The 19,372-nt window shown below is 69.4% G+C and carries 17 protein-coding genes; 8 read left to right on the plus strand and 9 right to left on the minus strand.

Annotated elements, in window-relative coordinates:
- The 6 genes from HNR01_RS16885 to HNR01_RS16910 all read right to left on the minus strand — a co-directional run bounded on the left by HNR01_RS16885 (position 1) and on the right by HNR01_RS16910 (position 5,984).
- Positions 1–1,056 (minus strand): DUF8462 domain-containing protein, encoded by a 1,056-nt coding sequence (locus tag HNR01_RS16885; protein WP_246417534.1) that lies wholly within the window; start codon positions 1,054–1,056, stop codon positions 1–3.
- 221 nt (positions 1,057–1,277) lie between these two features.
- Complete coding sequence (gene gorA / locus HNR01_RS16890; RefSeq protein ID WP_183668912.1) at positions 1,278–2,678, minus strand: glutathione-disulfide reductase; 1,401 nt, start codon at positions 2,676–2,678, stop codon at positions 1,278–1,280.
- A gap of 11 nt (positions 2,679–2,689) precedes the next feature.
- A complete protein-coding gene (locus tag HNR01_RS16895) occupies positions 2,690–3,835 on the minus strand; it encodes an O-antigen ligase family protein (RefSeq protein WP_183668914.1) in 1,146 nt (381 codons plus the stop codon).
- Positions 3,836–3,903: 68 nt separating this feature from the next.
- Positions 3,904–4,500: a DUF2059 domain-containing protein gene (locus tag HNR01_RS16900; protein ID WP_017485625.1), complete on the minus strand. Its 597-nt coding sequence runs from the start codon at positions 4,498–4,500 to the stop codon at positions 3,904–3,906.
- Positions 4,501–4,541: 41 nt separating this feature from the next.
- On the minus strand, positions 4,542–5,252 hold the full coding sequence (gene rpiA / locus HNR01_RS16905) for a ribose-5-phosphate isomerase RpiA (RefSeq protein ID WP_183668785.1): 711 nt from the start codon (positions 5,250–5,252) through the stop codon (positions 4,542–4,544).
- A 213-nt stretch (positions 5,253–5,465) separates the two neighbouring features.
- Positions 5,466–5,984, minus strand: a complete 519-nt coding sequence (locus tag HNR01_RS16910) for a hypothetical protein (protein WP_085987107.1) — start codon at positions 5,982–5,984, stop codon at positions 5,466–5,468.
- Between the two features lie 183 nt (positions 5,985–6,167).
- On the opposite strand from HNR01_RS16910, the gene gph reads away from it, so the two are divergent.
- The 3 genes from gph (at position 6,168) to HNR01_RS16925 (ending at position 8,715) form a co-directional block, all read left to right on the plus strand.
- A complete protein-coding gene (gene gph / locus HNR01_RS16915; RefSeq protein WP_183668787.1) occupies positions 6,168–6,869 on the plus strand; it encodes a phosphoglycolate phosphatase in 702 nt (233 codons plus the stop codon).
- Between the two features lie 97 nt (positions 6,870–6,966).
- Positions 6,967–7,632: a hypothetical protein gene (locus HNR01_RS16920; protein ID WP_183668789.1), complete on the plus strand. Its 666-nt coding sequence runs from the start codon at positions 6,967–6,969 to the stop codon at positions 7,630–7,632.
- 87 nt (positions 7,633–7,719) lie between these two features.
- Positions 7,720–8,715, plus strand: a complete 996-nt coding sequence (locus tag HNR01_RS16925) for a DUF4424 family protein (protein ID WP_183668791.1) — start codon at positions 7,720–7,722, stop codon at positions 8,713–8,715.
- A gap of 10 nt (positions 8,716–8,725) precedes the next feature.
- Here HNR01_RS16925 and HNR01_RS16930 read toward each other — a convergent pair whose 3' ends face one another.
- Positions 8,726–9,967, minus strand: a complete 1,242-nt coding sequence (locus tag HNR01_RS16930) for an argininosuccinate synthase (RefSeq protein WP_153874520.1) — start codon at positions 9,965–9,967, stop codon at positions 8,726–8,728.
- 170 nt (positions 9,968–10,137) lie between these two features.
- On the opposite strand from HNR01_RS16930, the gene HNR01_RS16935 reads away from it, so the two are divergent.
- Positions 10,138–10,764 (plus strand): 2-hydroxychromene-2-carboxylate isomerase, encoded by a 627-nt coding sequence (locus HNR01_RS16935; protein WP_017485618.1) that lies wholly within the window; start codon positions 10,138–10,140, stop codon positions 10,762–10,764.
- Positions 10,765–10,804: 40 nt separating this feature from the next.
- Here HNR01_RS16935 and HNR01_RS16940 read toward each other — a convergent pair whose 3' ends face one another.
- A complete protein-coding gene (locus tag HNR01_RS16940; protein ID WP_183668793.1) occupies positions 10,805–12,757 on the minus strand; it encodes a putative bifunctional diguanylate cyclase/phosphodiesterase in 1,953 nt (650 codons plus the stop codon).
- Positions 12,758–13,171: 414 nt separating this feature from the next.
- Positions 13,172–14,482 carry an MFS transporter gene (locus HNR01_RS16945; protein WP_183668795.1) on the minus strand — a complete coding sequence of 437 codons (1,311 nt, stop codon included), beginning with the start codon at positions 14,480–14,482 and terminating at the stop codon, positions 13,172–13,174.
- A 253-nt stretch (positions 14,483–14,735) separates the two neighbouring features.
- On the opposite strand from HNR01_RS16945, the gene rlmH reads away from it, so the two are divergent.
- The 4 genes from rlmH (at position 14,736) to HNR01_RS16965 (ending at position 19,319) form a co-directional block, all read left to right on the plus strand.
- A complete protein-coding gene (gene rlmH, locus HNR01_RS16950; protein WP_153874524.1) occupies positions 14,736–15,233 on the plus strand; it encodes a 23S rRNA (pseudouridine(1915)-N(3))-methyltransferase RlmH in 498 nt (165 codons plus the stop codon).
- Positions 15,230–16,645, plus strand: coding sequence for a murein hydrolase activator EnvC family protein (locus HNR01_RS16955; protein ID WP_183668797.1), 1,416 nt, complete (start codon positions 15,230–15,232; stop codon positions 16,643–16,645). Before rlmH ends, HNR01_RS16955 begins: the two co-directional genes overlap by 4 nt.
- Positions 16,645–17,967, plus strand: a complete 1,323-nt coding sequence (locus HNR01_RS16960; RefSeq protein WP_183668799.1) for a S41 family peptidase — start codon at positions 16,645–16,647, stop codon at positions 17,965–17,967. The genes HNR01_RS16955 and HNR01_RS16960 overlap by 1 nt, the downstream gene beginning before the upstream one ends.
- 152 nt (positions 17,968–18,119) lie before the next feature.
- A complete protein-coding gene (locus HNR01_RS16965; RefSeq protein ID WP_183668801.1) occupies positions 18,120–19,319 on the plus strand; it encodes a divergent polysaccharide deacetylase family protein in 1,200 nt (399 codons plus the stop codon).
- Positions 19,320–19,372: the final 53 nt, after the last annotated feature.

The following is a 19,372-nucleotide window of genomic DNA, read 5'->3' on the forward strand; positions in this document are numbered from 1 at the left end:
TCAGACGTGACCGGCATCGAAATTCGGAATCGCCCTTCTCATGTACTGATCGAAGAGAGGCACCGTAAATTCGGTATCGCCATGAGCGGGAGAATAGATCATACCCTTCTTGATCAATGCGCTTCTGGTCGGCGCAACGGATTGCACCTTGACGCCGAGCAAGTCTGCAATCTCTCCCGACCTCTGCTTGCCTGCTCCGAACTCGGCCAGAGCGCGCATGTAGCGCTTCTCAGATGGCGTGCAGCGCTCAAAACGCATCTGGAAGAAACTTTTATCCAGTTCAGCGATCGCCAGGGCATCAGCGCGCTTGGCCGTTTCTTCCGTGATGATACTCGTTTGGGATATATTCCAAGCAACATATCCCCACTGCTGCAAGAAATACGGGTAACGTTCCGTAATCTTCAGAATATGGTCGATCGCACGATCCTCGAAACGCGCTCCCTCGCTCTTGACCGGCTCCTGAATGGCCTCAACAGCATCCAAAGTCTTCAACGCGCCGATGTCGGGAAAATGAAACAATCGTTCGGCGTAGGATTTCGAATTTCCGGCTAAAGCGCGAATCTGCGGGAGGCCTGCACCGATGACGATCAGAGGAAGATTCTTCTGATTGACTTTGTGGACGCTCATAATGAGGGCACTGAACTCCTTTTCCGAGAGATACTGCAATTCGTCGATCAACAGGGCGACGGGCTTCGAAGCTGCCTTTGCCGCCTGGGCAACGGCGACGATTAGATCAGGGAAGTCAGCTTCGATGTTTCCGCTATCGGCAAGCCCTTCCTCGGCATCAATGCTCAGTCCGAAATCGATATCGCTGATGTTGATGCGCAGTCCGTTCAGAAATCCCTTGAGACCGCGAAGTCCCCTCCGGGCCAGGTCCTTCGCGTTCTGAACGTGGCTGAGGCTGTACAGGATCGATCGCAGATGCGGCGCCAGGAGTTCGGGCAGGCCCTTCCCCTCATGCGCCTCGACGAGCGACGCTTTGCACCCGCTCTCGGTGGCCATCTCCTCGAACCGGTTCAGCAGAACGGTTTTCCCGACACCGCGGAGACCGACCATGATGATGCTCTAGGTCGGTCGCCCGGCGGCCATGCGCTGGATGGCAATCGTGCCCTCTTGGATCAGATCCGCACGTCCGGCCAATTCGGGGGGCGGCGTGCCAGCCCCGGGCGCATAAGGATTGCGCACCACATCTATATTGAGCGACCTTATGTATTTATAGCAAAAAACAGCTATAAATCGATAAACTCGCTATCACATGTGCGGCGACTCCCACGCGGCTACCCCACCCCGACAGGATGCTTCACCACGAACGGCGTGCGCATGGTGACCAGTTCCTCGCCCAGCGTCGGGTGCACGGCGATGGTGCGGTCGAAATCGGCCTTGGTCGCGCCCATGGTGACGGCGATGCCGACGGCCTGGATGATCTCACCGGCATCCGGCCCGAGCACGTGGACGCCGACCACCCGGTCGCTGGCGCGGTCCACCAGCACCTTCATGATCACCCGCTCGTCGCGTCCCGAGAGCGTCGCCTTCATCGGGCGGAAGCTGGCCTTGTAGACGTCGACGGCCTCGTAACAGCGGCGCGCCACGTCCTCGTTGTGGCCGATCACCCCGATCTCCGGGGTCGAGAACACGGCGGTGGCGATCAGGCGGTGATCGACGCACCAGGGCTTGTGGCCGAACACCGTGTCGGCGAAGGCGTGGCCCTCGCGGATCGCGACGGGGGTGAGCGCAGCGCGGCCGTTCACATCGCCCACTGCGTAGATCGAGGGCACCTTGGTGCGCGAATCCGCCTCGACGGGGATCGCGCCGCGGGCGTCGAGATCGATGCCGACCCGCTCCAGCCCGAGGCCGGCCACGTTGGGGCGGCGACCGGTCGCCACCAGAACGCAGTCGACGGTCAGGCTCTCGCCGCCGCTCAAGGTCGCGCGGATCGCCGTCCCGTCGCGTTCCAGGCGCTCGACGGTCTGCTCCAGGCGCAGATCCATGCGCTTGGCGTAAGCCTCGCCGAGCGCCGCCGCGATCTCGGGATCGAAGCCGCGCAGCAGGCTCGCTCCGCGGTGGAGGAGCGTCGTTCTCGATCCGAGGCTGGCGAAGACGCCGGCGAATTCCACGGCGATGTAGCCGCCGCCGACGACGAGAATGCGCTCGGGCTGCCGCTCCAGCTCGAACACGCCGTTCGAATCGATGGCGAGTTCCGCCCCGGGGATCAGCGGCTCGCGCACCGGCGTCGCACCGGTGGCGATCAGGATGAAGCGAGCCCGGACGGTGCGGTCCGCGCCGACGAGGCGGACCGTGTGCGGGTCTTCGATCACCGCGCGGTCGGCCACGACCTCGACGCCGGCGCCGGCGAGGTTGCGGCCGTAGATGGCCTCAAGCCGCGCGACTTCCGCGTCGCGGGAACGCTTCAGCGCCGCCCAGTCGAAGCTCGGCTTCTCCAGGCGCCAGCCGAAGCCGGCGGCGTCCTCGAACTCGTCGGTGAACCGGCCAGCATAAACCATCAGCTTCTTCGGCACGCAGCCGCGGATCACGCAGGTGCCGCCGACGCGGTACTCCTCCGCCAGCATCACTTTCGCGCCGTGGCCGGCGGCGATGCGGGCCGCCCGCACGCCCCCTGAGCCGCCGCCGATCACGAACAGGTCGACGTCGCAAGACTCGACCATCTTGGGCTCGCTCATCTCGGTCTCGCTCATACGCTCTCGTATGCGGGCCGCGCGCACGCCGCCGCCCGCAGCCATGTGATGGCCGCCCCGCAGCCCGCCGTCCACCACCCCTGCCACGCGCCGTGCTCGACGAACATCACCGCCACCGCCGCGCCCAGCAATCCGAGTGCCGCGGCGAACAGGAGACGCGGCAGGGCCGCCACTGCCCGCAGCGCGAGGAAGGCGACGAGGGCCGCCAGCATCGCGCCGACGAGGCCGAGTTCGGACCAGATCTGCAGGAAGCTGTTGTGCGGGTGGCCGACGGCCAGCATCGCTCGCATCTCGGGTTCGAGCGCCTGCGCCGCCGGAACGTCCGCGAAGCGCAGGCCCATGCCGTAGCCGGAGCCGATCCACGGCGCCTGCGCCACCGCGGCGCCGAAGCTCTGGGCGATGGCGACCCGCGCCCGCGACGAACTCTGCGTCAGCCGCTCATGCGCCGCCTCCGGCATCAGCCGGTGAAGGATGTCGCCCTCGACCGGCGCCAGGGCGAAGGCGAGGGCGAGGGTCAGCGCCGCGAGCGCCAGGGCGACGTGCCGGGGCGCCAGACGGCCGATCGCGAACATCACGCCGCCCGCGAGCAGGCCGAGGGTCGCCGCGCCGCTGATCGAGCGCAGGATCGCCAGGGCCGTCACCGCCACGAGCGCCCCGGCGGCGAGGGGATAGCCGCGCAGGGCGAGGAAGGCGGCCAGCGGCCCGGCCAGCAGCAGCAGCGTCAACAACGGGCGGTTGAACATGAACAGGGCGACGCGCTGTCCGAGCCAGGCCTGCGGCGCCAGCCCGAGGGCGAGGCTCGCCACGATGTAGAGGCAGGCGGCGGCGAGCAGGCCGGCCCCGAGGGGCAGCGCCCAGGGCGGCAGCCGGGCCGGGGCGAGCCGGGCGAGGATTGCCGCGGCGGCGAGCGTCGGCAGGAATTCGGACAGGACCCGTCCCCACAGGCCGGGAAACGGGCTCCAGGCCAGCGAGACGAAACACCAGCTGAGGAAGGCGAGCGCGGCGAGGCCGAGGGGCGAGCGCAGCGGACCGACCAGCCGCGAAACGGCGCGCCCGCCCTGCTCGACCAAGGCCCCGGCGAGGAACAGCAGGGCGGCCACGCCGACGACGAGGGGGCTCGACCGGTTGGCCAGTGCCATCATCGGCGCCACCAGCGCCAGGGCGACGGCGCCGGCCGCGTAGAGGCGCAGCGCCGCAGCGGGGCCGACGATCACTGGAGCTGGTGGCCGCGCTTGCCCATCTCGGCGCGGGTGCGGACCATGATGTATTCTGAGACCTCCTGGGTCCAGTCCTGCATGGCGCCGACCATGTCGTCGAGGATCTGCGGCTGGGTCTCGACGTAGCGCTTGCCCGCCGGCGAGCGGAAGAAGGCGACGATGTCCTTCAGCTCGGCCTCGGTCAGGCGCTTGGCGTAGATGCGCGCGGCGATGTTGATCAGACGCTGCTTCTGCAGCTCCATCTCGGGATCGAGGCTCTTGAGCACCTCGTCCAGATCCTTGGCGAGATCAGGCCGGGTCACCGCGTTCTTACGGATCTGGTCGGCCATGGTCGGGATGATCGAGTCGAAGGAGCGGGCGATGCCGGAACTCAGCATCACCTCCCGGGCGAGCGCGAGGTGGGAGGGGCTGACCTCCGGCTCCGGCGCGGGCGCCGGCGGCGGGGTCGCGCCGGGCTTCGCGGTCGGCTTCGGGGAAGCGGCCGGGGGCTTGGCGGCCGGCTGCTGCGCGTGCGCCACCGGCACGAGCACGCCCTGCGACAGCAGGGCCGCGAGGAAGGGGCCGCTCAGGGCAGCGAGACGGAGAACCATGCGGGAGAAGCTCCGAAGAGGGGAAAGAGTGCAGCCGGGCGTCAGAGGCGGCCGAGAACGCTGACCACGGCCGTGTCGCCCTCGGCCCCGGCAAGGATGGCCGCGTCGGCGATGCCGAGGAACAGGCCGTGTTCGACCACGCCCGGCACCGCCCAGAGCCGGGCGGAGAGCGCCTCCGGATCGGGGATGCGGCCGAGCCGCAGGTCGAGGATGGCGTGACCGCCATCGGTGAGGACGGGCGCACCGGAGGCATCGTGGCGGCGCGCGATCTCGCCGGCACAGCCGGCCTTCGCCACAGCCGCCTCGACGGCCCGGGTGGTGGCGCCGATCCCGAATAGATTGACTTCGACCGGCAGCGGGAAGGCGCCCAGCGTCTCGACCCGCTTCGAGGCGTCGGCGATCACCACCATCCGGCGGCTCGCCACCGCGACGATCTTTTCCCGCAGCAGCGCCGCGCCGCCGCCCTTGATGAGGCGCAGGTTGCCGTCGACCTCGTCGGCTCCGTCGATGGTGAGATCGAGTTCGGGCAGCTCTTCCAGCGTCGCGAGCGGAATGCCCTCGCGCTCGCAGGCGATGCGGGTAGCCTCCGAGGTCGGCACGCCGGTGACGGTCAGACCCGCGCGCACGCGCTCGCCCAGCAGCGCGATGAAGGCGGCCGCCGTGCTTCCCGTGCCGATGCCCAGACGCATTCCGTCCTCGACCAGGGGGATCGCGCGCTCGGCCGCCGCCCGCTTCAGATCCGGCGCGCTCACGACACGATCTCGGGAATCGAATTCATCGGCTGCCTCGGACCGTCGAATCTAGGGGCGGTTGGGGAGGCAGGCCCTAGCACGCCTCCCCGCCGCCGCGAAAGCCGGAGGCGCCGACGCGCGATCGGGCAGCATGGATCAGGCCGCCCGATGGAGCCGTTCCAGACGATCCGTCCGTCTCGCAGCGGTACTTGCCGCTCGTCGAAGCGTCCGCCGTCAGGGCCGCGTCCCCTGCGGCGGCGTGGCGCTCGGACCCGCGCGGCCGGGGGCCGGGCCGGTCGCGGCGGCGCCCGCACCGCTCGCGGTGCCGGCGGGCGGCGGGCCGGCCTGCTCGGTGCAGACCACGAGTTCCTGGCGGATCTGCACGTAGCAGGCGCTGGTTTCCCCGGTGCGGTAGTTGACCCGGTAGATCCCCGACTCGCGGGCATGGCGCGAGGCGATCAGGCCGTACTCGCCCGGCGTCTGCGGGCCGGCCCCCTCCCCGGCGGCGAAGCAGAGGGTGACGCCGACGCTGTCGTCGCGCAGGCCGTACTGGCAGGAGGTGACCTCGCCGTTGGCGCGGTCGATCCGGTAGATCCGGTTCAGATCGACCGCGGGCGCGGCCACGAATTCGTAGGGACCGGCGGCCTCGGCAGCCACCGGCAGGAGAGCCAGGGCCGCGGCGAGCAGACCGGGGGCCGGACGCGTAAAGGAACGCCGAAGGGTCCGGGACAAGGAACAGATGGTGCGGGGCATCGTATCTTTTGCGGGGGTTCGAGCGGCGAATCGAGAGCGGCGCGATCAAGCACCCGCTCCGTGGCGGAGCTTGGGCAGAGAGGCAACACTCGTTGCCCGCGCTAACCGCCCGTCAACCGCCAGGGTTGATCGTACGGGACACGACCGCTAGCCAGCTTGACAGTGGAACGCACCGGGACGCCGATGACCGTGAACAGCTCCCCGATCGTCGTGTTCGATCTCGACGGCACCCTCGCCGAGACTGCGGGCGACCTGATCGGCACCCTCAACGTCATCCTCGCCCGCGAGGGGCACGCGCCGCTTCCCCTCGAACAGGCCCGCGACCTGCTCGGCGCGGGCGCGCGTGCCCTGATCCAACGCGGCTTCACCGTCGCCGGCGCCAGCCTGACCCCGGAGCGGCTGGAGGCTCTGTTCCACGACTTCCTCGCCTATTACGGCGACCACCTCACCGACAATTCGTATCTCTTCCCCGGCGTGGTCGGGGCGCTCGACCGGCTGGAGGCGGCAGGCTTCCGCCTCGCGATCTGCACCAACAAGGTCGAATCGCACGCGGTGGCCCTGCTCGATGCACTCGGCATCGGCCACCGCTTCAGCACGATCGTCGGCAAGGACACATTCCCCTTCTCGAAGCCCGACCCGCGCCACATCACTCTGACCGTGGAACGCGCCGGCGGTGATCCGCAAAGCTGCGTGATGGTCGGCGATTCCAAGTCCGACATCGCCGCGGCCAAGGCCGCAGGCATCCCGGTCGTCGGCGTGACCTTCGGCTACACCCCCGTGCCGATGCACGAACTGGCGCCCGACTGGATCATCAGCCATTTCGACGCCCTGCCCGAGGCGGTCGACGCCCTCCTCGCCCGCGAGACCGTGAAGCCGGCGGCCTGACGCACCGCACGGCTTGCACCCGCGCGGGCGCTGGGCCACTGAGCGTTGCGACGGGGCCGGCCAGCGCCCCGCAGGGCGCGAGAGGCAGACCGGCGACATGAGCGAGACGGACACCTTCGACCTGACGCTGGAGCGCATCGCGCTGATCCGGCGGATGGTCGTGGCCTGGAACGGGGCGGAGGCCGGTGCGCCGATGATCCATCCGGACGCGCCCTACGGCAGCACCGACCGCGACGGCGACATCTTCAACGTCACCGGCGACGACGAGGGCGCGGACGAGGAGCATCGGGCGATGGGCGACGCCCTCGCCGTGTTCCTGCGGAACGCCACGCTGAAACCCGGCCGCTACCAGTACCACAACCCGCTGGCCAAGCTCGCTCCGGCGGACGTCTTCGACGTGTTCCGCGACGAGGCCACCGGCGAGACGCCCGAGCACATCACCTTCGAGGTGACGGACGAGCACCTGCGGCTGCTGCCGCAGCTCAGCCTCGAATGGGACGACGCGTACGACGTGCCGAGCGTCGATCCGAAGCGCCCCTACGGCCACATGACGTGGTACACGGTGGAGATGGCGGTCCATCTCGGCGAACCGCCGGAAAAGGACGCCGAAGGCCGCGCACTCCTCACGAACGAGCAGGAGAACCGCCTGGAGCGCCTTCACCGCGAGATGCAGCCTGCGATGCAGATCTTTCTGCGCTACGGCGATCTCGGACCGGGGCCGTTCCGGCAGCTCAACGGCACGATCGGGTGGGATCCGGCCTGACGGCGGCGCGATGCCCCTTTGCGAATCGCTGTCTTCACCGCCTGACAGCGGCAGGGCCATGCAGAGGTTCCGAAGGGGGAGGGTCGAATGAGGCGAGGATGGGCTGCGGGAGCGGGGCCTGGCGCCCTCCTCCTGGCGCTGGCTTTGTCAGCCTCACCGGCACGGGCAAACGACAGCGCGGCAACTCTCGACGCGGGCGGCCTCGTTCTGGTGCGCGATACCGAGATCGAACTGGCGAGCGAGGATCTTCGCATCGCCATCGACCGCATCGACGTCGATTACGCGTTCCGCAACCGCTCGCAGGCACCGCGCACCCTGCGCCTCGCCTTCCCGCTTCCTCCGATCGACGGAGCCGAGCTTTCGTTCAGCGCGCTCTCGCTGCCGGTCCGGGGAAGCGCCAACTTCGTCGGCTTCACGGTCAAGGCCGACGGCAAGACCATCGAACCGGCCCTGGAGGAGCGCGCCTTCCACGGCACGCAGGAAGTGACGGAGCGCCTCAAACGGCACGGTCTCCCGCTCAACCCCCTGCGGCGTGAGGAACTGGAGACGGCGCTCAAGCGGCTCTCGCCCGCCGACCTCCAGGCCCTGCACGGCGCCGGTCTGCTGTCCGACGCGACGCCGGACGCCGGCGCGCAATGGCGCAGCGAGGCCAAGTTCCATTGGGAGCAGGTCTTTCCGGCGGGCGCGGAACTGCGCATTTCGCACAGCTACGCGCCTGTGGCCGGCAACTGGTTCCTCTCGCCCAAGGAGGCCGCGACGCGCGAGGTGCGGGCGCGCTACTGCCTCGACGATGCCGGCCTGGCCGGGATCCGGCGCCTCGCTGCGGCAAGGCCGGAGGGCTACACGCGCGCCTTCGAGGTGCCCTACATCGTCACCACGGCTCGGAACTGGGCCGGCCGTATCGGCCGCTTCACCCTAACGGTGGACAAGGGCCGCGCCGACGCCCTGGTCAGCTTCTGCCGGCAGGGCGTGCGCAAGACGGGTCCGACCACTTTCGCCTGGGAAGCCCGCGACTACGTCCCGGATTCCGACCTGCGCGTGCTGCTCGTTTCGAACGATCCCGCCTTCCTGGGGGATCGCTGAGGCGTGGGCCTCAGCCCTCCCGCTTCTTGCGCTGCGCGAGCGTGCGCAGGCGCAGGGCGTTGAGCTTGATGAAGCCGGCCGCGTCGCGGTGGTCGTAGGCCACGGCGCCCTCCTCGAACGTGACGAGGTCCTGATCGTAGAGCGAGTGCGGGCTCGTCCGGCCGATGACGTGGACACCGCCCTTGTAGAGCTTGAGCCGCACCTCGCCGGTCACCTTCTCCTGGCTCTTGTCGATCAGCGCCTGGAGCATCTCCCGCTCCGGGGAGAACCAGAAGCCGTTATAGATCAGCTCCGCGTATTGCGGCATCAGCTGATCCTTGAGGTGCGCGGCGCCGCGATCGAGCGTGATCGACTCGATGGCACGGTGGGCCGGTAGCAGGATGGTGCCGCCGGGCGTCTCGTACATGCCGCGGCTCTTCATGCCGACGAAGCGGTTCTCGACGAGGTCGAGCCGGCCGATGCCGTTGGCGCGGCCGAGCTCGTTCAGCTTGGCCAGAAGCATGGCGGGCGAGAGCCGCTCGCCGTCGATGGAGACGGCGTCGCCCCGCTCGAAGCCGATGGTGATGACGGTCGGCCGGTCGGGCGCCTCCTCGGGCGAGAGGGTGCGCGAATAGACGTAGTCCGGCACCTCGACGGCGGGATCCTCCAGCACCTTGCCCTCAGACGAGGCGTGCAGGAGGTTGGCATCGACCGAGAACGGGCTCTCGCCGCGCTTGTCCTTCGCGATCGGGATCTGGTGCTGCTCGGCGAAGGCGATGAGCTGCTCGCGCGAGCGCAGGTCCCACTCGCGCCAGGGCGCGATCACCGTCACGTCGGGCTTGAGCGCGTAGTAGCCGAGTTCGAACCGGACCTGGTCGTTGCCCTTGCCGGTGGCCCCGTGGCAGACCGCATCGGCGCCGACCCGTTCGGCGATCTCGATCTGCTTCTTGGCGATCAGCGGCCGGGCGATCGAGGTGCCCAGCAGATAGACGCCCTCGTAGACGGCGTTGGCCCGGAACATCGGGAAGACGTAGTCGCGAACGAATTCCTCGCGCAGGTCCTCGATAAAGATGTTTTCCGGTTTGATGCCGAGAAGCTCGGCCTTCCGGCGGGCCGGCTCCAGCTCCTCGCCCTGACCGAGATCGGCCGTGAAGGTCACGACCTCGCAGCCGTAGGTGGTCTGAAGCCACTTGAGGATGATCGAGGTGTCGAGTCCGCCCGAATAGGCGAGAACGACCTTCTTGACGGATTTGTTCGGGCTGGCGTCGGACATGGTGTCGGGCTCGGGCAACAGGGTGTAGGCGGATTACCAGCGGAGGTGCGCGGCGCGCAACCGGCGGGGCGGCATGCCCGTTGCCTCGTTTCGATCCGGCCTGCCCCGAAGCGCCTCCGGACGCGGCGCGGCCACCGGCAGAACCGACGTGACGACCGGAGAACCGACGAATGCCGCGGCGCGCGACCCTGGAATTCTGGTACGAGTTCGCCTCGACCTATTCCTACCTCTCGGCCATGCGCATCGAGGCGCTGGCCGAGGCGGCGGATGTCGAGCTGCGCTGGCGGCCGTTCCTGCTCGGGCCGATCTTCGCGGCGCAGGGCTGGACCAACTCGCCGTTCAACCTCTACCCGGCCAAGGGCCGCAACATGTGGCGCGATCTCGATCGCGAGGCCGCCCGGCTCGGGCTGCCGCGGGTCACGCGTCCGAACCCGTTTCCGCAGAATTCCCTGAGCGCGGTGCGCGTGGCGACCTACGGCGCCGACCAAGACTGGCTGGTGCCGTTCTCCAAGGCGGTCTTCGAGACGAGCTTCGCCAAGGGCGGATCCATCGCCGAGCCGGCGGCGGTCGGGCGCATCCTCGATTCGCTCGGCCTCGACGGGACCCAGATCCTCAAGGCGGCGGCCTCCGAGGCCAACAAGTCCCGCCTGAAGGTCGCGGGCGAGGAGGCCCGATCCCGCGGCATCTACGGGGCGCCGAGCTTCCTGACCGGGGACGGCGAGCTGTTCTGGGGCAACGACCGCCTGGAGCAGGCGCTGGCCTGGGCCGCCGGCGAGCGCCCCGACGGTCTGCGGTGACGGGGCGAAAACGGCGCGGCGTGCCCGGCCCGACGGGCGGTCAGACCGCGACCGGCTCGCTCGACGGCGTCATCGTCCGCAGACCATCGAGCAACTCCGTCATCGGCTGCGGCATGCCGATCAGGTAGCCCTGGACGTAGCGGCAGCCGTGGCGGCGCACCGCGTTCAACTGTTCCGTGGTCTCGATCCCCTCGGCGATGCCGTCGAGCCCGAGATTCTGACACAGATCGAGGATGGTGCTCACGACGCTGCGGCCGAGATCGGTCTCGACGTCGGCCATGAAGCCGCGGTCGATCTTGATCCGGTCCAGCGGCAGGCGGTGGACGTAGTTGAGGCTCGAATAGCCGGTTCCGAAATCGTCCAGCGCGATCTTGATGCCCAGCGCACGCAGCAGCGTGATCGCCCGCTGCGCGCCCTCGAAATCGCGCATCAGCGCCGTCTCCGTCAGCTCCAGGGTGATCCGCCGGGGATCGAGCCCGCTCTGGCGCACCGCGGCGAGAATGGCGACGACCGTCTCCGGCGAGGCGAGGTCGTGCGAGGAGAGGTTGAACGAAAGGCCGATCTCGGGCGGGAGCCGGGCGGCGTCGGCGAGCGCCTTGCGCAGGAGAAGCAGCGTCAGCGCGTGGATCATCCCGCATCGCTCCGCGACCGCGATGAAGCGGTCGGGCGGCACGCGCCCGAGCTTCGGGCTCGTCCAGCGCGCCAGGGCCTCGACCGTGGTGATCCGGTCCGTCGCGGTGTCGAGGATCGGCTGGTAGTGCATCTCCATCTCGGCGGCGAGATCCGCGCTCTGCAGCGCCGTCTCAACCGCGCGCGCATCCCGGATCGCGTCCTCGTGCTCCTGCGAGAACAGCGTCGTGGAACCCCGCTTCCGCTCCTTGGAATGGTAGAGCGCGTAGTCGGCCCGGTCGAACAGCGCGTCCGCGGCGCGTCCGGCCTGCGGATAGAGCGCGAGGCCGCCCGAGCATCCCGGCACGACCTGCGTGTCACCGAGCGAGATCGGCGCGCGCAAAGCCGCGCAGATCCGGTCGCAGAGATCCGCCACCTCGTCCGGTCGGGCAGCTGCGTGGATCAGCACGCCGAACTCGTCGCCGCCGAGGCGCGCGATCGTCATGCCGCTGCCGGCGAAGGCCTCGAGCCGGCGCCCGGTCTCCTCCAGCACCCGGTCCCCGGCGGTATGGCCGAAGGTGTCGTTGATCGGCTTGAAGCGGTCGAGGTCGAAGATGGCGAGGGCGAAGGCGGCACCGTTGCCGGCCGAGGCGGCGATCAAGGCATCGAGACGCTGGAAGAAGTAGCGCCGGTTGGGCAGCCCGGTCAGGCTGTCGGTATGGGCCAGACGCTGGTTCTCCTCGCTCAGCCGCTGCGCCTCGGCCTTGGACGCGACCAGCTGGAGGAAGGCCAGGAAGTTGTTGGTGAGGATGCGCACCATCACCACGGTGACGAAGGCCGTGTTGAGCGCGATCGCGATGAAGACGCTGTTTCCGCTGGTGAAGCAGTGGATCAGGAACACGCCCATGACGATGACGGTCACCAGGAAGGCCGCCAATGGGAGATGCGTCAGGCAGAAGATGCAGGCGATGACGGTGATCGCGACGAAGATCGCGACGTGACCCTGCTCGAACGGTCCGCCATATGCGTTGAGCATCATCGCCCAACCGACGAAGACGACCGAGAACAGGACGGTGAGCAGGCTCGTTGCGCGCATTCGCTTCAGGGCTGCGGGACCGGCGATGTCCTGCGGCTGCATGCGCCACCAGTGCACGGCGCGGAACGCGCACAGAGCGATCATCGGCCCGGGCAATCCGACCGTCAGCCAGGCCGGAGCAAAAGGGTAATGGGTGAAGGCGAGCGCGCAGGCATTGACGGAGAGCAGCGCGTAGAGTGACGGGACCTGCTTCTTCAATTCCATGAGCTGACGGGTGCAGGCTTCCGGATCCGTGTAACCCGGCACAATCCCACTCAACAGTTCTCTGCGCCCGTGGATGAATTTCATCGTATCTTACCGAAACCGGGCTGCAGACTCGCCAACATGTTTTGCGCATATCCTTTCCAGGAACCTGTACTAGGTCCGGCACCTCCTAAGATTCCATTTCATCGGACCAACAGAAATCTCGAACTCGTCGGCGCGGACCGGCGACTCGATCGGCCAGCATTGGAATGTATTCCTTATCGATCGGATGATCGGACCGTTGCTGTCAGGGGTGCGCCCGATCAATGCGGAGATTGGATCAGCCGGTCCGCAAGGGGCCGAGCGAGCCCTGGACCCGCCGTTCCGGAGGGAACGACCGGATCGCGAACGAGGCCATGGTCCTCAACCACGGATCAGGACGCGGTACTCCACGATGGATCGTGGCTCGCCGCGTCCGGCGAGCCGTCCCTGGTCCGGAGCGGACGGCGCAGGGACGGGTCAGCCGCGCGTGGCGGTGTCGACGTGGATGTCGCGGCCGCGGGTCTCCGGCAACAGTCCGGCGGCGAGCGTGCCGACGAGGCTGAAGGCGGCGAGGTAGTAGGCCGGCGCCATCCGGTCGCCGGTCGCGGCGATCAGCCAGTTCACGACGTAGTTGGTGCTGCCGCCGAAGATCGAGACCGAGAGCGCGTAGACGATGGAGAGCCCGGCGCTGCGCACCGCCCGCGGCAGCGCCTCCGGAATGCCGACGATGACCGCCGCCGCGTTGATCGAGGACAGGGCCGAGAGCAGGAAGGTCACGGCGTAGACGCTGAACGCGCCGGGGCTCCGCAGCATCCACAGGAAGGCCGGCACGGCGAGAACGAGGATCAGCGCGCGCGGCCAGATCATCACCGGGCGGCGCCCGAACTGGTCGGCGAGCCAGCCGCCGAGGAGCGGGAAGACCACCGAGGCCAGCCCGAGCGCGATCGGCACGGCGTTGGCCGCCATCTCCGAGAGGCCGAGCGTCGCCCCGGCATAGACCGGCATGTTGGTGCCCACCGCGTTCGAGACGGTGGAGGCGGCGATGACGAGGAAGGTCAGGCCGAGCATCCGCCCGTGCCGGCGCAGCAGCCGGCTCAGCACCGCGCCCGTCGAGTCGGCCGCCGCGGGGTCGTGCCCCTCCCCCGCCGTCTCAGGCAGGTGGCTGCGGATCACGAGACCGACCGGCACGACGAGGAGGCCGAGGCCGAACATCAGCCGCCAGCCCCAATCGGCCATGGCCGCATCCCCCAGGATCAGCGTCAGCACGGTGGCGAAGAGGCCCGCGAACAGGGCGGCGCAGCCCTGGCTCGCGATCTGCCAGCTCGCGACGAAGCCGCGGTGGCGGGCCGGGGCCGCCTCGATCAGGTAGGCGGTCGAGGGTCCGACCTCGCCGCCGAGCGCCAGCCCCTGGATCAGCCGCCCGGCGATGACGATGACCTGCGCCCAGCCGCCGATCACCGCCGTGCCGGGGCAGGCCGCGAGCATCAGCATGCCGACGGCCATCAGCGCGATGGTGATGAGCATGGCCGGCTTGCGCCCGGCCCGGTCGGCGAAGGCGCCGATCAGCACGCCGCCCACGGGCCGCATCACGTAGCCGATCCCGAACAGCGCGAGCGAGGCGAGCAGGCTGTCGGTCGGGCTGTCCGAGGGGAAGAAGGTCGCGCCGATCGACTTGGCGAAGAAGGCGTAGATCGTAAAGTCGTAGAATTCGAGGGCGTTGCCGAGCACCACGGCTCCCACGGCCTTGCGGTCGAGGCGCGGCTGCGCGGCACTTGCGGGCGAATGCATCGTGATCCTGTCGTGAGATCCCGGATGGGCGAGGCGCGGCGGGCGGCCGGCTCCGGGCGAGGCGTCGGTGATCGTCGCCGGCTGCGGGCGGCAGTTAGGTCGTCGCGCCCGTGCCGCCACCCCGTCGCGGCCGCGCATGGGCCGGGCCGCCGCCTGTTGCCGGCCACGTTTTCTTGAGCCGGGCGGCTCCCGGTCCTCGATCCGATCGTGCTATCGGGCGCCAGGACCTCGCCGCCGGAACTGTTGACGCCCCTTGCGCCTGCTCGTCATCGCCATCGGCCGCCTGAAGAACGGGCCGGAGCGGGATCTCGCCGCCCGCTACCGCGAGCGCGCCGTCGCGCTCGGCAGAAGCCTCGGCGTCACGGCCTGCGACCTCACCGAAATCCCCGAATCCCGCGCGCGGCGGGCCGCCGACCGCGTGACCGAGGAAGCAACCGCGATCCTGGCCCTCGTGCCGGCAGACGCGGCCCTCATCGCCTGCGACGAGCGCGGCCGTTCGGACTGGCCGAGCGAGCGGATCGCGGACAGGATCGGGGCGTGGCGCGACGCGGGGCGGAGCAGCCTCGTCCTCGTCGTCGGCGGCGCGGACGGCCTTCACGAGAGCCTGCGCGCGCGCGCCGACCATATTCTCGCCTTCGGAGCGGCGACACTGCCGCACGGCCTGGTGCGCGTGCTCGCCCTCGAGCAGGTCTACCGGGCTCTGACCATCCTGGCCGGGCACCCCTATCACCGGGGCGATCCCGACGCATGAGGCCACCGGTGAGCGCCGATACGAGGTCCGCGACGATCCTGGCGGCCATCAAGCCCGCTATCCTGCCCGCTGCCCTGCTGATGGCGCTCGCCAGCCTCGCGGGTGGCCTCGTTCTGCCCGTGTTCGCGCAGACGACGCCCGATCCCGAGACGATGCGGCGCACGCAGGAGGAGCGGGACCGGCGCGCTCAGAGTCTCCGGCAGATCGAGGAGGCGCTGGCAGCCAGCGCCAGCAGCCGGACCGCCCTCGAAGCCGAGGTCGCCGCGATCGGGTCCGACCGGACCAAGCTCAGCGCCGCCCTGCTCGATGCCGGCCGTCAGGCCCAGGCGACCGAGGACCGGATGAACCGGCTGGAGGAGCGGCTGCGGTCGCTCACCGAGAGCGACGCGGCGATCCGCAAGTCGCTGGATGCGCGCCGCGCGGTCATCGCCGAGATCCTGGCCGCGCTCCAGCGGATGGGCCGGCGCCCGCCGCCGGCCGTGCTGGTGCGTCCCGAGGACGTGCTCGCGGCGATCCGCACCTCGATGATGCTCGGCGCCGTGGTGCCGGAGCTGCGCGGCGAGGCGGACACGCTGGCCGGCGACCTCGCCGAGCTGGTGCGGGTGCGCGGCCTCATCGCCGCCGACCGGGAGGCACTCAAGAAGGATCTGGCCGGCTGGGCCGGAGAGCGCCAGCGCCTCGACGCGCTCATCGCCGCCCGCCGCAGCCGGCAGGCGCAGGTCGAATCGAGCCTCACCGCCGAGCGTCAGAAGAGCGCCGAACTCGGTGCCCAGGCGAAATCCCTCAAGGATCTGGTGGACCGGATGGAGGGCGAGTTGTCGAGCGCCCGCCGGGCCGCCGACGAGGTCCGCGCCGCCGCCGAACGGGAGCAGCGGGCGATCCAGGAGAAGTTCGCCGCCGCCGGCGCGCGCGACCCGGCGCGGCTGGCACCTAAGGTGAAGTTCGCCGAGGCCCGCGGCGATCTGCCCAGGCCGGTGAGCGGCAGCCTGATGCGCGGCTTCAACCAGCCCGACGGCCAGGGCGGCACCACCCGCGGCATCTCGCTGCGGACGCGACCGAAGGCGGTCGTGTCCTCTCCCGCGGACGGATGGGTGTCGTTCGCCGGCCCCTTCCGCTCCTACGGCCGACTCTTGATCATCAATGCGGGCGACGGCTACTATCTGTTGCTCGCGGGGATGGATCAGATCAACGTCGAGGTCGGCCAGTTCGTGCTGGCGGGCGAACCGGTGGCCGTGATGGGCGAGGGCAGCGGCACCCCGGCAAGCACGCCGCCGAATGTGACGCAGGCTGCGTCACAGAGGGACGATGATCGCATTGATCCCGTCCTGTACGTCGAGTTCAGGAAAGACGGCGGCTCCATCGATCCGGAGCCGTGGTGGGCGAAAAGTTCCAGCGAGAAGGTTCGCGGATAATGCGCAAAGTGTCCCTCGTGTTGCTCGGCGCGGCCCTCGGCATCGGCGCCTCGGCCCTGTCGACCCAGACCCAGCTCCTCTCCGGCACGAGCGCCATCGCGGCCTCGGCGGAGACCTACCGGCAGCTGAGCCTGTTCGGCGACGTGTTCGAGAAGGTGCGCACCGACTATGTCGAGAAGCCCGAGGAGTCGAAGCTGATCGAGGCGGCCGTCAACGGCATGCTGACCTCGCTCGATCCGCATTCGAGCTACATGGACGCGAAAGCCTTCCGCGACATGCAGACGACGACGAAGGGTGAATTCGGCGGCCTCGGCATCGAGGTCACCATGGAGGACGGCCTGATCAAGGTCGTGTCGCCGATCGACGACACGCCCGCCTCGAAGGCCGGCCTGCTCGCCAACGACATCATCACCCAGATCGACGAGGATCAGGTCCAGGGCCTGACCCTGAACCAGGCCGTCGACAAGATGCGCGGTCCCGTGAACTCCACGGTGAAGCTGAAGATCTCCCGCAAGGAGGCCAAGGATCCGATCGACGTCTCGTTGACCCGCGACGTCATCAAGATCCGCCCCGTCCGCTCGAAGGTCGAGAGCGGCGATGTCGGCTACGTCCGCCTGACCCAGTTCAACGAGCAGACCTACGACGGCCTCAAGACGGCGATCGACAAGCTCCAGAGCGAGATCGGCGGCGACAAGCTCAAGGGCTACGTCCTCGATCTGCGCAACAACCCCGGCGGCCTGCTCGATCAGGCGGTGATGGTCTCCGACGCCTTCCTCGACCGCGGCGAGATCGTCTCGACCCGCGGCCGCAACCCGGACGAGACGCAGCGCTTCTCCGCCAAGGCCGGCGATCTGGCCAAGGGCAAGCCGATCGTCGTGCTGGTGAACGGCGGCGCGGCCTCGGCCTCCGAGATCGTCGCCGGCGCCCTTCAGGATCACAAGCGCGCGACCATCATGGGCACGCGTTCCTTCGGCAAGGGCTCGGTGCAGTCGATCATCCCGCTCGGCGGCCAGGGCGCCCTGCGCCTCACCACGGCGCGCTACTACACGCCGTCCGGCCGCTCGATCCAGGCCAAGGGCATCGAGCCGGATCAGGAGGTGCTGCAGGAGGTGCCCGACGACCTGAAGGGCAAGGACGAGACCAAGGGCGAGGCCGGCCTGAAGGGCCACCTGAAGCAGAAGGACACCGAGGAGCGCGGCGGTTCCTCGGCCTACATCCCGCCGGACCCGGCCAAGGACAAGCAGCTCATCGCCGCGGTCGACTTCCTGCACGGCATCCAGAAGGGTGCGGCCAACGTGACGAAGCCGGCCACCCAGAACTGATCGTGGCGCCCGCGGCGGCCCTTTGCCGTGCGGGTTAGCGAAAGATTAACCATGACGGCCCGCAATGCCGGTTCAGACCGGGATTGCGGGCCGTTTCTCGTTGAAGGCCGCGTCCGGTCGTCGGAACTTGCGCCAAAGGGGCGGAACGGCGGGTGAGCGACGCGGCCGACGACATCCTGACGAAACCCCTCGGCGTCGCGGACAAGGCGGCCCGGCCGCGCTTCGCGCTGCGCCCTTATGTGGGCGCGGCCACCGGTGCCGGCATCCTGACGCTCGCCCTCCTGGCCGGAGGCCTTGCCCTGACGGGGGATCCCCGCGGCGGCGAACCGCGCGCGGCGGCGATCATCGAAATCCGCGAAGCCCCGGCGCCCCGCGCAGCCGAGGCGGCGGCGCCCGTCCCGAAGGGCCCGGCCCAGTCGGCGAGCGAGGTCGAGCAGGCGTCCGGCGTCACTGTCTTCCGCCCCGACGGGTCGGCGGCTCCCGACGCGCCGGTGATCATCCGCGTCCCGAACGCCGCCCAGGTCAAGCTCGCCCCCGCGCCCGATCCGCGCCTGACCGAGCGCGGGCGTCACGGCCCGCTGCCCCGCCTCGGCGAGGGCCGTCTCCGCCCCCTCGACGTTTATGCCCGCCCGGAAGAGCCCGGAACCGGACCGCGCATCGCCGTCCTCGTCTCCGGCCTCGGCATCGGCGAGAACGCCACCCTGGGCGCCATCGCCCGGCTTCCCGCCGCGGTGAGCCTCGCGCTCTCGCCCTACGGCAACGACCTGGAGAAAACGGCCATCCGCGCCCGGGAGGCCGGGCACGAAATCCTGCTCCAATTGCCGATGGAGCCGTTCGACTTTCCCGACAGCGATCCCGGCCCGCAGACGCTCCTGGCCTCCGCCCGCCCGGGCGAGAACCTCGACCGGGCCGCCTGGGCGATGAGCCGGTTCCCCGGTTTCGTCGGCGCCGTGAACTTCATGGGTGCCAAACTGATGAGCGAGCCCGGCGCCCTGGAGCCGGTGCTGAAGGATCTCTCCGCCCGCGGCCTCGGCTTCGTCGACGACGGTTCGGCCGCCGGCTCGAAGGTTGCGGAGGTCGCGGCCAAGACGAAGCTGCCGACGGCCCGCGCCGAGATCGTGATCGACGCCGTTGCCCGACCGGACGCGATCGACGCGGAACTCGCCCGCCTTGAGACGTTGGCCCGGCAGAAGGGTTTCGTCCTCGCCTCCGCCAGCACCTCGCCGCTGACCATCGACCGCCTGTCGCGCTGGTCGCGGGATCTGGAAACACGGGGCATCCGGCTCGTGCCCGTCAGCGCGATCCTGCGCCGTCCCGGCGGCGTCGCCAAGCTGTCGAGCGCCGCGCCCTGACCAGCGCCCGGACGCTTTCCGCATCACGGCACGCTGGAATCGATGAGCAGGGC

The organism is Methylorubrum rhodesianum (genome assembly GCF_014199985.1).
Taxonomy (GTDB): Bacteria; Pseudomonadota; Alphaproteobacteria; order Rhizobiales; family Beijerinckiaceae; genus Methylobacterium; species Methylobacterium rhodesianum.